This window comes from Bradyrhizobium sp. (assembly GCF_036735945.1).
GTDB lineage: Bacteria > Pseudomonadota > Alphaproteobacteria > Rhizobiales > Xanthobacteraceae > Bradyrhizobium.
The window spans coordinates 1-13,915 of the sequence record NZ_DAINNI010000031.1; the positions used below are offsets into that span (position 1 = coordinate 1).

Here is a 13,915-nt window from a genome sequence, read left to right on the forward strand (position 1 = left end):
TCGCGGCCGTGGCAAATGCTCGTTGCCGAAAGATTCTCACACTCTGAGGAGCGCGGAACGCGCGTCTCGAAGGATGAAGGCCCGGCTGGTGGCCTCACCCTTCGAGACGGCCGCTTCGCGGCCTCCTCAGAGTGAGGGGCAACGAGCCCCTACTCGCTCTTGATTCCGGCGTCCTGGATCACCTTGCGCCAGCGCTCTTCCTCGCTGGCAAAATAGCGATCGAGCGCGGCCGGTGGCTCTGCGATCATGACCAGGCCTTCATTGGTTCCCAGCTTCTTGAAGGCCTCGGATTGAACGGCTTTGGCGGCCGACTGGTTGAGGCGGTCGATGATCTCGAGCGGCGTCCTGGCGGGCGCATAGAGGCCGTACCAGGCTTCGGCGGCGTAGCCGGGAACGCCGGCTTCCGACACCGTGGGGAACTTGGGAAATGCCGGCGAACGTTCGGCTGACGTCACGGCGATGGCGCGCAGCTGGCCGCCTTCGACGAGCGGCGCGCAACTTGCCACCGTCGTGAAGATCACGTCGATCTGGCCGCCGATCAGGTCGGTGATCGCGGGCGCCGCGCCCCTGTAGGACACCGTCGTCAGGTTGACGCCGGCCATGTGCTTGAACAGTTCGCCAGCCAGATGCGCTGACGTGCCGATGCCATAGGTGCCGTAGGTGAGCTTGGCGGGAGTGGCCTTTGCCGCGGCGATCAGGTCCGCAATTGACTTGATCGGCGATGCCGGATTGACCACCACGATGTTGAAGGAGCGCGCCAGCAGCGCCACCGCGGCAAAATCCTTGTGCGCGTCGTACGGCAGCTTCGCATTCAGGCTCGGATTGACGGCATTGGCAAACGTTCCCATCAGCAGCGTGTAGCCGTCCGGCGCGCTGGCTGCGACCATCTGGGTGCCGAGAATGGTCCCCGCCCCCGGCTTGTTCTCGATGATGACGGACGTGCCGAGATCCTTTGCCATCTCCTGCGCCAGCACGCGGGCGACGGCGTCCGTGCCGCCGCCGGGTGCAAAGGGAACGACGAGCTTGATGACGCGGTCCGGATAGGCGGCGAGCGCCTGATGGCCCGAAAGCGACAGCGAGCATGCAGCAAGCGCGAACAGAAAAATGATATGTCGGCGATCGAACATCATGGCGCTCAGACCATTCTCACTGCACAAGCGCGCAGCCGTTTCAACGATGACATCCGTCGCCCTCCCATTTGGATCGTTGTTTCGGATCACTTTATTGTATCCGGCCGCGTCGATCCAGATGGTGACTATCGTCCGCCGCCGGCTAGACTGACGGCCGCCTCACCTGAAAACGCCCAGAGAGGAGGAGCCATGAAGCCCCGGATGAATTTCTACCAGGCCGCGCCCGAGACCATCAAAGCGCTCAGTGCGGTGGAAACCCAGATCGTCGCCTCCGGCCTTGAAAAGTCGCTGATCGAACTGGTGAAGACCCGCGCCTCCCAGATCAACGGCTGCGCTTTCTGCATCAACATGCACACCCAGGATGCCCGCAAGCTCGGCGAGACCGAACAGCGGCTCTATCTGCTGAGCGCCTGGCGCGAGTCGCCGCTCTATACCGATCGCGAACGCGCCGCGCTGGCGTGGACCGATGCGGTGACCTTGATCGCCGATACGCACGCGCCCGACGACGTCTACGAAGAGATGCGCGCCCACTTCTCGGAAGCCGAGGCGGTCAATCTGACCATGCTGATCGGGGCCATCAATGCCTGGAACAGGATCGCGATTTCGTTCCGCGCGATCCACCCGGTGAAGGCCAAAGCCGCGGCAGCATAGCCACCGCACAGAGATGGCGCAGCTACACCGCGGTCGCCTTGGCGAAATCGACGTAGATTTCGCGCAGGCGGTTGGTCATCGGTCCGGGCTTGCCGTCGGCGACCTGCTTGCCGTCGATCGACACCACGGCCTGGACGAACACGCTGGCGCTGGTGACGAAGGCCTCCTTCGCAGCCAGCGCCTCCTCGACCGAAAACGCCCGCTCCTCGACGCGAAGCTGCCGCTCTTCGGCCAGCGCGACCACGGCCTTGCGGGTGCAGCCGGGCAGGATCTCGCTGCCGTTCTGCCGTGTCACGATCACATCGTCCTGCGTCAGGATGAAGCACGAGGACGAGCCGCCCTCGGTGACCTTGCCGTCCTCGATCATCCAGGCTTCGCCGGCGCCGGCCACCGCCGCGGCCTGCTTGGCCAGCACCTGCGCGAGCAGCGCCACGCTCTTGATGTCGCGCCGGGTCCAGCGCAGGTCGGGCACCGTGATCACCTTGATGCCGGTCCTGGCCGAAGGCGCGTTGATGATGTCCTTTGTCGACGTGAACATGATCAGCGTCGGCTTGACGCCCTTGGGGAACGCGAAATCGCGCCCGGTATCGGCGCCGCGCGTCACTTCCAGATAGACCATGCCGTTGTCGAGATTGTTGCGGGCGACCAGTTCCTTCTGGATCTCCTGGATGCGCGCCGTCGTTTCCGGCAGCGCCAGCTCGATTTCGCCGACCGAGCGCTCCAGCCGCGCCAGATGCGAGGCGTTGTCGATCAGCTTGCCGTCGAGCACGGCGGCGACCTCATAGATGCCGTCGGCGAACAGGAATCCGCGGTCGAGGATCGAGACCTTCGCCTCTGAGAGGGGGACGAACGAGCCGTTGACGTAAGCGATCTGTTCCAAAGTAGTTCTCCTGGTAGCTATGCCGCCGTGGCGGCGTTGTAGGTTCCGTCATTGCGAGCGAAGCGAAGCAATCCATGCCGCAGCAAAGAAAGAATGGATTGCTTCGTCGCTGCGCTCCTCGCAATGACGCGGATAGGTTGACGCTCCCTAATGCGACAAAATCTTCGACAGGAACTTCTGCGCGCGCTCGCTGCGCGGACTGCCGAAGAAATCGGTCTTCTCCGCGTCCTCGACGATCTCGCCCTTGTCCATGAAGATCACGCGATTCGCGACCTTGCTGGCAAAGCCCATCTCATGGGTGACGACCATCATGGTCATGCCTTCATGGGCAAGATCGACCATGACGTCGAGCACCTCGCTGATCATCTCGGGATCGAGCGCGGACGTCGGCTCATCGAACAGCATCGCGATCGGATCCATGGCGAGCGCCCGTGCGATCGCGACGCGCTGCTGCTGGCCGCCGGATAGCTCGGCCGGATATTTGTTCGCATGCGCCGTCAACCCGACACGCTCGAGCAGCTTGTTGCCCTTGGCGACGGCCTCGGCATGCGAGCGGCCCAACACCTTCTCCTGCGCCAGGCACAAATTCTCGATGATGCGCAGATGCGGGAACAGCTCGAAATGCTGGAACACCATGCCGACGCGGGCACGCAGCTTCGGTAAGTCGGTCCTGGGATCGTTGACCTTGACGCCGTCGAGGATGATCTGGCCTTCCTGAAACGGCTCCAGCGCGTTGACGCATTTGATCAGCGTCGACTTTCCCGAGCCCGAGGGACCGCAGACCACCACCACCTCGCCCTTGGCGACGCTGGTGGTGCAGTCCCTCAGCACCTGGAAACTCGGCCCGTACCATTTATTGACGTGGCTGATTTCGATCATTTGTTATCACCGGACAATGGCAATGCGCGCCTGCAGGCGCCGGACGCCCCAGGACGCGACACAGGAAATCACGAAATAGACCAGGGCGGCGAACAGGTACATCTCGACCAGGCGGCCGTCACGCTGCGCCACCTTGCTGGCGGCGCCAAGAAAATCGGGGATCGACAGCACGTAGACCAGCGACGTGTCCTGGAACAGCACAATGGTCTGCGTCAGCAGCACCGGCAGCATGTTGCGGAACGCCTGCGGCAGCACGATGTAGCGCATGCTCTGGCTGTAGGTCAGGCCGAGCGCGCTGGCCGCCGCCGGCTGTCCCTTGGAGATCGACTGGATGCCGGCGCGCATGATCTCCGAGAAATACGCCGCCTCGAACATGATGAAGGTGACCAGCGAGGAGGCGAACGCACCGACGCGAATGGGCCGCGATGCGCCCGTCAGCCACTGCCCGATATAGGGGACCAGGAAGTAGAACCAGAAGATGACGAGCACCAGCGGCAGCGAACGCATGAAGTCGACATAGAGCCCGGCGATGCGGCCGAGCAGCCTGTAACTGGACAGCCGCATCAGCGCGATCAGCGTGCCGAACACCAGCCCGCCCAGCGCCGACAAGCCGGTCAGCATCAGCGTAAAACTCATGCCGTCGAGGAACAGATAGGGCAGCGAGCGGCGGATGACGTCGAAATCGAGATTGCCGAACATCGTCATTTCCCCGCGATGTAGCCGGGGATCGCCAGGCTGCGTTCGAGGAAGCGCATGCCGGTGACGACGATGATGTTGATGGCGAGATACATCACGGTCGCGGCGGTGAAGGCCTCGAACACCTGGAACGAGAACTCCTGCATCGCGCGTGCCTGGCCGGTGAGCTCGATCAGGCCGATGGTGATCGCGACCGAGGTATTCTTGACGGTGTTGAGGAATTCAGACGTCAGCGGCGGCATGATGATGCGGAACGCCATCGGCAGCAGCACGTAGCGATATCCCTGCGTCAGCGTCAGCCCGAGCGCGGTCGCGGCCTGCTTCTGGCCGCGCGGCAGCGAAGCGATGCCGGCGGCAAGCTGCACCGCGACGCGCGCCGACATGAAGAGGCCAACGCCGATCGCCGCCGTCCAGAACGGCGCATTGGGAAGCTGTTTCAGCCAGAGCCCGGCGGCGCGCGGCAACAGCTCGGGCAGCACGAAGAACCACAGGAACAGCTGCACCAGCAGCGGCATGTTGCGGAAGAATTCGACCCAGATGAAGCCGATCCAGGACGCCGTCTTCGACGGCAGCGAACGCAGGATGCCGATGATCGTGCCGAAGATCAGCGCGATGACCCAGGCCAGCAGCGCCGTCTTGACCGTCAGCCACAGTCCCGACAGCAGCAGGTCGAGATAGGTGCCCGATCCGGTCGGGTTCGGCTCAAGGAAGATGTGCCAGTTCCAGTTGTAGTTCACGAAGGTCCCCGCCCGAAACGTCGGCAACTAAAGCATGAATACCCAATCATGCATACTTAGGCATGCCTGCTAATGCAAAAGTCCGGCCATTCTGCAATGCAAAATGGCCGGACCATTGCTGGCTGGAGACCGTGGCCTCATGGGTTCGAGGCGGCGCGTGCACGCCTCCCCGCTACGAGGACAGGGATTTACTTATACGAGTCCGGATCCGGCGAATCCGACGGCTTCGCGAACTCGTTCTTCAGCTCGGCGCTGATCGGCGTGTTGAGGTTCAGCCCCTTGGGCGGAATCTTCTGCGTGAACCACTTGTCGTAGATCTTCTGGCCCTCGCCGCCGGTGTAGAGCGCAGCGGTTGCCGCATCGACCACCTTCTTGAAGGCCGGATCGTCCTTGCGCAGCATGATGCCGTAGGGCTCCGGCTTGGAGAACGCGTCGCTGGAGATCACGTAATCGGCCGGCGCCTTGGAGCCGGCGACCAGGCTCGCCAGCAGGATATCGTCCATCACGAAGGCCACCGCGCGGTCGGTTTCCACCATCAGGAAGGCTTCGGCATGATCCTTGGCCGGGATGATGTTGATGTTCAGGCTGCGCGCGGCGTTGGCCTCGGTGAGCTGCTTGATGTTGGTGGTGCCGGCGGTGGAGACCACCGACTTGCCCTTGAGTTCGTCGATCGAGTTGATCTTGCTCGCCTTCTTGGTGACGTAGCGGCTCGCGGTCAGGAAGTGGGTATTGGTGTAGGCAATCTGCTTCTGACGCTCGGTATTGTTGGTGGTCGAGCCGCATTCGAGATCGATGGTGCCGTTGGCGAGCAGCGGAATGCGCGTCGACGACGTCACCGGATTGAGCTTGACCTCGAGTTTGTCGAGCTTGAGTTCCTTCTTCACGGCATCGACGATCTTGTAGCAGATGTCCATGGCGTAGCCGATCGGCTTCTGGTTGTCGTCGAGATAGGAGAACGGAATCGAGGAATCGCGGAAGCCGAGCGTGATGGCGCCGGTATCCTTGACGTTCTTCAGTGTCCCGGTGAGTTCCTGGGCGTTGGCCTGGCCCGCCGAGAGCGCTGCAGCCAGCGCGAGGCCCATCATGGTCGTCCGTTTCATACTTCTGCTCCTTGTCAGGTTTGCGTCGATTGCTTGAGGATTTCGCCGAGGACCGGCGAAATGTAACGGCGAAACTGCTCGGGATTCTCGCTCATCGGAAAATGACCGAGCTGCTCCATAATGGTGACACTGGCGCCCCCGATAGCGGCAGCGGTCCGTTCTGTATCTTCCGGCGTGCACGAGAAATCATACTCGCCGGTCAGCAAGAAGAGCGGGCATACTTTAGTATCGATCTTCGCCACCCGGCCGCGCAGATCGCCGTCGACCCGATAGAAATACAGGTCGCCCTTGAAGACGCCGGGCCCGCCCTGCTTGTAGGCCCACAATGTTTCCGTCCTGGAGACTTCAGGGCTTTGCGGCGCGATCAGGCCGGACACCAGCGCGGCGCAGACTTCGCCGCCGTGAACGTCCGGGCGGTTCAGCCAGGTGGTGTCGTACCAGGGCGCCTGGAAGTCCGCGGCTTCGAGGCCGATCAGTGCGCGGAATTCGTCGGCGTGATCGATCGCGAGATTGAGAACGATGCGGCCCCCGATCGAGCAGCCCATGACGACAGGTCTATCCATCTTCAAGGTACGGCAGAACGCGCGGATGGTTTCAGTATAGCGCGCGGTCGTGAGCTGATATTCCGAACCGTCCCAATTCGCCGGCGGATTGGACTTGCCGTGCCAGGGCATGTCGAAGGCGATGATGCGGAAATTCTTCGTGAACTCTTCATCCGCGAGCAGATGCCGCCACTGCCTTCCGTCGGAGCCTGCCGTGTGCAGGCAGACCAGCGGAATGCCCGTGCCGTTTTCCTCGAAATAGATGCGATGCATCTCGCCGCCGATATCGACATGGACATAGCGGCCGACGATCGGCTCGATCGCGCCGTTCATGATCCGGCACCGGCGAAATGATGGCGCGGCAGCGCCAGCAGATCCTTGAAGTACTGCAGATGCGCCATGAACGGATGCAGGTCACCCTCCAGCACTGCCTCGCCGCGCTTGGTCAGCGCCAGCAGATCGTGGAAGCCCGGGCGTGGCGTCGGGCGCCAATACTCGGCCCAGGCCAATGGCGATGCGCGATAGGAAAACCGCCATGACCGCATCAGGACCGGCGCCGGCGTCAGATCCACGACCCGCCCGGCGCGGATCGTTGTGTGAAATGGCTGACTGGTCGGTCCGAGCAGGCACTCGCAATCAAGGAACCGTCCACGTGCCATCAGTTCCGGCGCCCCGTCGAGCAGCGCAGGAATCTCGGTAAACACCTTCGCGATCTCGGCGTCGGTGACATCGGAAGCTGAACTCATGCACCCCAGGCGGTCTACTGCAATGCCGACATTGGCAAGGACACGGAACCGGCCCTCTCGAATAGCCCATATGATGGCCTGAACACCACCCGGTCGGCAAGGTACCCCGATCTTGAGCCGGTCTTGATTAATGCTTTAGGCGAACTTGCCTGCCCAGCGCCGCGACCCCAAAATTCCGCCCGTCGGGATGTCCGGCAGACCAATTGTCGCATGCGCAATTTCCCGGCAAAATGCTGGTGCCATTGCATTTATCGATGTGCTCAATGCTTTTCCCAAGGCGCGTCTTCGGTGAAGATCGCGCGAAACAAACAACACGCCGACCCGGGAAACGGGATCGCAAGGGAGGTTATTGGAATGACTGGACGCAGCCGCTTAACGATCGCTATCGCCGCCGTCGGCATGCTGATATCTGCCGCCGCCGGCGCGCAGGAATATCCGACCAAACCGATCACGCTGATCGTGCCGTGGCCGGCGGGCGGCTCGACCGACATCTCGATGCGGGCGATCGCGGAAAGCGCATCCAAGATACTGGGACAGCCGATTGCGATCGACAACAAGGCCGGCGGCGGTGGTACGATCGGCCCGGCCACCATGGCGGCAGGCGCCAAGCCCGACGGTTACACCATCGCGCAGATTCCGATCACCGTGTTCCGCCTGCCCCTGATGCAGGAGGTCTCGTGGAATCCGGACAAGGATTTCACCTACATCGTCCACCTCACCGGCTACACGTTCGGCGTCACCACCAGCGCCGAGTCCCAGTTCAAGACCTGGCAGGACGTGATCGACTTCGCCAAGCAGAATCCCGGCAAGGTGACCTATGCGACGCCGGGCGCCGGAACCTCTCTGCATATCGGCATGGAGCAGATCTCGACGTTGGCCGGCATCAAGCTGACGCAGGTGCCGTTCAAGGGCGGCGCGGAGACCAACGCCGCGGTGCTGGGGCAGCACACCATGCTGCAGGCGGATTCGACGGGCTGGAGGCCGCTGGTCGACGCCGGCAAGCTCAGGCTGTTGATGGTGTGGACCTCGGAGCGCTCGCCGAATTTTCCGAACGTGCCGACGCTGAAGGAACTCGGCTATCCCATGGTCTACGATTCCCCGTTCGGCATCGCCGGACCGAAGGGCATGGACCCGAAGATCGTCGCCAAGCTGCATGACGCCTTCAAGAAGGCGCTGGACGATCCGGCCGTTGTCGCCACGCTCGCCAAGTTCGACATGGTGCCGAACTACAAGAACACCGAGGACTACAAAAAGTTCGTCACCGAGGTCACCGAATCCGAGCGCAAGGTGATCGAGAAGCTTGGCCTGGCCAGGAAGACGAACTGAACTTCCATCGCGACCGCTAGTCTCATTCCGAGGTCATCCCCGTCATTGCGAGGAGCGATAGCGACGAAGCAATCCATCCATCCGCTATGCCGTACGATGGATTGCTTCGCTTCGCTCGCAATGACGGAATGTGCAGAACACGAGCCTTAATAGTCACGACAAGACCCGCGATATCCGAGAGCATCCCGCCATGAGTAACGACAGCAACGTCAAATTCCGCCTCAACAATTCCGAACTGTGGGGCGGGCTGATCGGGCTCGCGCTCGGCGGCTTCGTGATCTGGTCCGGGCTCAGGCTCAAGCTCGGAACCATCAACGATCCGGGCTCGGGCTACGTCCTGTTCTACACGGGCATCCTGATGTGCCTGTTCTCGGCCACGATCATCTTCGCGGCGGTCACCGAGGGCGGGCCGACCTTCGGTTCGCGCTGGCAGGATGCCCGCTGGACCAAGCCGGTGATCGTCATCGCCTGCCTTGCCGCATTCGCCTTTGCGCTCGATCCGCTCGGCTTCCTGCTGTCGTCGATCCCGCTGATGCTGCTCCTGCTTCGGCTGATCGATCCGGTGCGCTGGTCGCTGGCGATTCCGATCGCGGTCCTGGTGCCGCTCGGCATGTGGTGGGTCCTCAAGCGCCTGCTCCTGATCCAGTTGCCCTCCGGCATGCTCGAAATCGGCTGACCGCACCATGGACACGCTCCTCAACGTCGCGCATGGCTTTGGCGTCGCACTGCTGCCGATCAACCTGCTCTATTGCTTCATCGGCGTCTTCATCGGCACGCTGGTCGGCGTGCTGCCCGGCATCGGGCCGATTTCGGCGATGTCGCTGCTGTTGCCGATCACGCTGTCAGGCACGCCGGAATCCGGCATCATCATGATGGCCGGCATCTATTACGGCTCGATGTATGGCGGCTCGACCACCTCGATCCTGGTCAACATTCCCGGCGAAGCGGCTTCCGTCGTCACCTGCATCGACGGTCACCAGATGGCGAAGCAGGGCCGCGCCGGTCCGGCGCTCGGCATCGCCGCGTTCGGCTCGTTCATCGCCGGCACCTTTGCCCTGGTCGCGCTGATGCTGGTGGCGCCCAGGCTCGCCAGCGTCGCGATCGCATTCGGCCCGGCCGAATATTTCAGCCTGATGGTGCTCGGCCTCGTGGTGCTGACCTTCCTGACCCAGGGCTCGATGGCCAAGGCGCTGCTGATGGCCTGCATCGGCATCGTGCTCGGCCTGATCGGGCTCGACAGCATCACCGCGCAGCCGCGCCTGACCTTCGGCCGCGTCGAACTGATCGACGGCATCGGCCTCGTCCCGGTGGTGATGGGCCTGTTCGGCGTCGCCGAGGTGCTGCTCAACACCGAGCAGATCATCAAGCGCGACATCATCAGCACGAAGATCTCGCATCTACTGCCGAGCCGGGAGGACTGGAAGGCCAGCATCGGCCCGATGTCGCGCGGAACGCTGATGGGATTTTTGCTCGGCATCCTGCCGGGCGGCGGCGCCGTGGTCGCCTCCTTCGGCTCCTACGCGCTCGAGAAGCGGCTGTCGAAGACGCCGGAGCGCTTCGGCAACGGCGCGATCGAGGGCGTGGCCGGCCCCGAGGCTGCCAACAATGCCGCCGCCGGCGGCGCCTTCATTCCGCTGATGACGCTCGGCATTCCCCCGAACGTGGTGATGGCGCTGCTGCTCGGCGCCTTCGTCATTCACGGACTGCAGCCGGGCCCGCTGATGATCACGCAGAACCCCGGCCTGTTCTGGGGAATCGTCGCCAGCATGTATATCGGCAATCTGATGCTGCTGGTGCTCAACCTGCCGATGATCGGCATGTGGGTGCAGTTGCTCAAGCTGCCCTACAATATCCTGTTCCCGCTGATCATCCTGTTCACCATCATCGGCGTCTATTGCTCCAGCAACAACGTGTTCGACGTCTATGTGATGATCGCGTTCGGCATCATCGGCTATTTCATGCGCAAGCTCGGCTACGAGCCGGCGCCGCTGGTGCTGGCCTTCGTGCTCGGACCGATGCTGGAGAACAACCTGCGCAAGTCGCTGATCCTCTCGCAGGGCAATCTGATGACCTTCATCGAGCGGCCGATCTCGGCCGCCTGCCTCGCTCTGGCTGTCGTGCTGCTGATCGGACCGCTGCTGCCGGCGCTGCGCAAGAAGCGCGACATGGTCGCGCTGGACGAGGGGGCGTAAACTCTCCCTCTCCCCGCAAGCGGGGCGAGGTGAAGTCCGTGCCCGCAGCTAATTCACGCGAATCACTACAGCGGCTTCTTCATCTCCCCGAGATCCCAGAACAGCCCCGTCATGATGGCGAGCGCTTCCTCGGTCACCGGCAGGAGAATGTGCTCGTCCGGCGCGTGCTGCGAGCAGCCGGGATAGGAATGCGGCACCCAGATCGTCGGCAGGCCGAGTCCTTCGGCGAACACGTCGTTGGGCAGCGAGCCGCCGAAATTCGGCAGAATCGCCGGCACCTTGCCGGTGGTCTTCCGAATCGAGTTCGCGGTCCAGTTCACCCAGGGACTGTCGACATCGGTGCGCGAGGCGGCGAAGCGCTGCGTGCCGCTGACTTCCACCATCGGAAAGCCGTTGCCATGCAGGTGCGCACGGATGGCGTCGACGACTTCCTCATGTCTGGTGCCGACGACGAAGCGGAGCTGCAGCACGGCATTGGCGCGCCCGGGGATGGCGTTCGCCGGCTTCTCGATATTGCCTGACGACATCGCCAGCACTTCCAGCGTGTTCCAGGCGAACAGCCGCTCGGCCGGCGTCAGCCCCTCCTCGCCCCAATCCGGCGCCAGCGCCGGCTCGTCCGCGGTCGGCTCGATCTTCACATCCGCCAGCGCAGCGCGGACCGCGTTGGAAATCCGCGGCGGCTTGAGCGCGTCGAGCTTCATGCGCCCCTTGCCGTCGACGAGGCTCGCGATGGCGCTGCACAGGATCGTCGCGGGATTGGCGAGCACGCCGCCCCAATTGCCGGAATGGTTGCCGCCTTCGCGCAGGTTGACGTCGAGATGGATGCGGTTGCCGCCGCGGCAGCCGAGAAAGATGGTCGGCCGATCCACCGACAGGCGCGGCCCGTCGGAGGCCAGGAACAAATCGGCCTTCAGCTCCTCGCGATGCGCCTCGCAGACCTGCCGCAGGTCGGGCGAGCCGATCTCCTCGCCGGTCTCGATGATGAATTTCACATTGAAGCCGAGCTTGCCGCCGCGCGTCTCGCGCACGGCGCGCAGGGCCGCGAGGTTGATGCTGTGCTGGCCCTTGTTGTCGGCGGTGCCGCGGCCGTAGACGCGCTCGCCCTTGGTCGTGGTCTTCCAGGGATCGAGATTGTCGCGCCACTCCCCTTCCATGCCGTCGACGACATCGCCATGGCCATAGGTGAGCACGGTCGGCAGCGAGGCATCCTCGCGATAATCCGCCAGCAGATACGGCCCCCTGCCGGTCGGCGATTCGATCAGGCGCGTCGAGAAATCGAGCGCGGCAAACGCCGGTTGCAGGTCCTCGACGAGATAGGCGCGGAGCGCGTCGCCGCGACCGGGGTTCTGGCTTTCGGTCCGGTAACCGACCCTGCGGCCGAGCTCGGCGATAAATGCGCCGGAATTCAGATGCTCACGTACCCGCGCAATCGCGTCGGCTCGATCGGCCATATTTTCTTGTCCTTTGCTTGCTCACAGGGAGCCGCAACCTATCGGGATAAGGCCGCCGCTGGAAGTGGCGCGGCGACCGAATGGGCCTTGCCAAAGCCAGTGAGGATGCAGCAATTTCGGCCCAACAGCCCGGCATCGAACCGGGCGAATGCGCAGGGGACTCCGCGCTATCTTGAGGTGCGTATCATGACAAAACAGATCCGGCTCAACGCCTTCGCCATGAACTGCGTGGCGCATCAATCGCCGGGACTCTGGACCCATCCGCGCGACCGCACGATCGACTACAACCGCCTGCCCTATTGGCTTGATCTGGCAAGGGTGCTGGAGCGCGGCCGGTTCGACGGGCTGTTTCTCGCCGACGTGCTCGGCGTCTACGACGTCTACGGCAACAGCCCGGACGCCGCGCTGCGCAACGCCGCACAGACGCCCGCCAACGAGCCCTTGATGCTGATCCCGGCGATGGCGGCGGTGACGCAGAATCTCGGCTTCGGCGTCACCAGCAATCTCTCCTTCGAGCCGCCCTACCCGTTTGCGCGGCGGATGTCGACGCTCGACCACCTGACCGAAGGCCGCGTCGGCTGGAACGTCGTCACCGGCTATCTCGACAGCGCGGCCCGCGGCGCCGGCAAGGACAGGCAGACCGCGCATGACGACCGCTACGAGATCGCGGACGAATATATGGAGCTGGTCTACAAGCTCTGGGAAGGAAGCTGGGAGGACGGCGCCGTGCTGCGTGACCGCGCGCGCGGCATCTTTGCCGATCCGTCGAAAGTGCATCGGATCGCCCATGAGGGCGCCAACTACCGCCTCAACGCGATCCACCTCAGCGAGCCATCGCCGCAGCGGACGCCCGTGCTGTACCAGGCCGGCACCTCCCCGCGCGGCCGGCAGTTCGCCGCCCAGCACGCCGAATGCGTGTTCATGTCGGGTCCGTCGGCCAAAATCATCGGACCGCGCGTCGCGGCGATCCGTGCGCTGGCGAAGGAGATCGGCCGCGATCCTTCCGAGATCCTGATGTTCTCGATGATGACGATCATCCTCGGCCGCACCGAGGCCGAGGCGAAGACCAAATACGCCGACTATCGCAGGCACATCGCGCCCGAAGGCGCGCTGGCCTTGATGTCAGGCTGGATGGGTATCGACTTCTCGGGCTACGACCTCGAGCAGGAAGTACGCCATGTGCAGAACGATGCCGGCCGCACCGCGCTCGACAACGTCACGCGCGCCGATCCGAACAGGGTCTGGACCGTGCGCGAGGTGGTCGAACATGTCGGCATCGGCGGCGCCGGCCCGGTCGTGGTCGGCACGCCGGAGAAAGTCGCCGACGATATCGAGGCCTGGTTCGAGCAGACCGACGTCGATGGCCTCAACGTAGCCTTCGCCACCTCGCCCGGCGATTTCGAGGATATCGCCGACATGCTGGTGCCCGAACTGACCAGGCGCGGGCGCTACAAGCGCGAATACGCCAGGGGAACGCTGCGGGAAAAGCTGTTCGGCGCGGGACGCGCGCGGCTGACGGAGCAGCATCCGGCGGCGAGGTATCGCCCGCACATCGCAAGAGCAGCAGAATGAATGCGTAGCCCGG

Annotated in this window: 14 protein-coding genes; 5 read left to right on the forward strand and 9 right to left on the reverse strand. The window is 63.5% G+C overall.

Annotated elements, in window-relative coordinates; all coding sequences use genetic code 11:
* Positions 1 to 149 precede the first annotated feature (149 nt).
* The gene (locus V7E26_RS13295) at positions 150 to 1,127 is read right to left on the reverse strand and encodes a Bug family tripartite tricarboxylate transporter substrate binding protein (protein ID WP_324416559.1); all 978 of its coding nucleotides are present in this window, start codon (positions 1,125 to 1,127) and stop codon (positions 150 to 152) included.
* Positions 1,128 to 1,319: 192 nt separating this feature from the next.
* On the opposite strand from V7E26_RS13295, the gene V7E26_RS13300 reads away from it, so the two are divergent.
* Positions 1,320 to 1,781 (forward strand): carboxymuconolactone decarboxylase family protein, encoded by a 462-nt coding sequence (locus V7E26_RS13300; protein ID WP_324416656.1) that lies wholly within the window; start codon positions 1,320 to 1,322, stop codon positions 1,779 to 1,781.
* 22 nt (positions 1,782 to 1,803) lie between these two features.
* Here the strand turns inward: V7E26_RS13300 and V7E26_RS13305 are convergent, their stop codons facing one another.
* From V7E26_RS13305 to V7E26_RS13335, 7 genes are all read right to left on the reverse strand, one after another.
* Entirely contained in the window at positions 1,804 to 2,661 is an 858-nt protein-coding gene (locus tag V7E26_RS13305; RefSeq protein ID WP_324416561.1) for a D-amino-acid transaminase, read from the reverse strand.
* A 147-nt stretch (positions 2,662 to 2,808) separates the two neighbouring features.
* A complete protein-coding gene (locus tag V7E26_RS13310; RefSeq protein ID WP_324416563.1) occupies positions 2,809 to 3,540 on the reverse strand; it encodes an amino acid ABC transporter ATP-binding protein in 732 nt (243 codons plus the stop codon).
* A 6-nt stretch (positions 3,541 to 3,546) separates the two neighbouring features.
* Positions 3,547 to 4,239 (reverse strand): amino acid ABC transporter permease, encoded by a 693-nt coding sequence (locus V7E26_RS13315; protein WP_324416565.1) that lies wholly within the window; start codon positions 4,237 to 4,239, stop codon positions 3,547 to 3,549.
* 2 nt (positions 4,240 to 4,241) lie between these two features.
* A complete protein-coding gene (locus V7E26_RS13320) occupies positions 4,242 to 4,973 on the reverse strand; it encodes an amino acid ABC transporter permease (protein ID WP_324416567.1) in 732 nt (243 codons plus the stop codon).
* A gap of 188 nt (positions 4,974 to 5,161) precedes the next feature.
* Positions 5,162 to 6,073, reverse strand: coding sequence for an amino acid ABC transporter substrate-binding protein (locus V7E26_RS13325; protein ID WP_324416569.1), 912 nt, complete (start codon positions 6,071 to 6,073; stop codon positions 5,162 to 5,164).
* Between the two features lie 14 nt (positions 6,074 to 6,087).
* Complete coding sequence (locus tag V7E26_RS13330) at positions 6,088 to 6,948, reverse strand: alpha/beta fold hydrolase (protein ID WP_324416571.1); 861 nt, start codon at positions 6,946 to 6,948, stop codon at positions 6,088 to 6,090.
* Complete coding sequence (locus V7E26_RS13335) at positions 6,945 to 7,361, reverse strand: hypothetical protein (RefSeq protein WP_324416573.1); 417 nt, start codon at positions 7,359 to 7,361, stop codon at positions 6,945 to 6,947. Before V7E26_RS13335 ends, V7E26_RS13330 begins: the two co-directional genes overlap by 4 nt.
* A 354-nt stretch (positions 7,362 to 7,715) precedes the next feature.
* Here V7E26_RS13335 and V7E26_RS13340 point away from each other — a divergent pair, with 354 nt between their 5' ends.
* The 3 genes from V7E26_RS13340 (at position 7,716) to V7E26_RS13350 (ending at position 10,879) form a co-directional block, all read left to right on the forward strand.
* Complete coding sequence (locus tag V7E26_RS13340; protein ID WP_324416575.1) at positions 7,716 to 8,687, forward strand: Bug family tripartite tricarboxylate transporter substrate binding protein; 972 nt, start codon at positions 7,716 to 7,718, stop codon at positions 8,685 to 8,687.
* Positions 8,688 to 8,877: 190 nt separating this feature from the next.
* The gene (locus V7E26_RS13345; protein WP_324416577.1) at positions 8,878 to 9,363 is read left to right on the forward strand and encodes a tripartite tricarboxylate transporter TctB family protein; all 486 of its coding nucleotides are present in this window, start codon (positions 8,878 to 8,880) and stop codon (positions 9,361 to 9,363) included.
* 7 nt (positions 9,364 to 9,370) lie between these two features.
* Positions 9,371 to 10,879: a tripartite tricarboxylate transporter permease gene (locus V7E26_RS13350; protein WP_324416579.1), complete on the forward strand. Its 1,509-nt coding sequence runs from the start codon at positions 9,371 to 9,373 to the stop codon at positions 10,877 to 10,879.
* A 65-nt stretch (positions 10,880 to 10,944) separates the two neighbouring features.
* On the opposite strand, the gene V7E26_RS13355 is transcribed toward V7E26_RS13350, so the two are convergent.
* On the reverse strand, positions 10,945 to 12,330 hold the full coding sequence (locus tag V7E26_RS13355; RefSeq protein WP_324416580.1) for a M20 family metallopeptidase: 1,386 nt from the start codon (positions 12,328 to 12,330) through the stop codon (positions 10,945 to 10,947).
* Between the two features lie 186 nt (positions 12,331 to 12,516).
* Here V7E26_RS13355 and V7E26_RS13360 point away from each other — a divergent pair, with 186 nt between their 5' ends.
* Positions 12,517 to 13,902 carry an LLM class flavin-dependent oxidoreductase gene (locus V7E26_RS13360; protein WP_324416582.1) on the forward strand — a complete coding sequence of 462 codons (1,386 nt, stop codon included), beginning with the start codon at positions 12,517 to 12,519 and terminating at the stop codon, positions 13,900 to 13,902.
* The last annotated feature ends 13 nt before the right edge of the window (positions 13,903 to 13,915 follow it).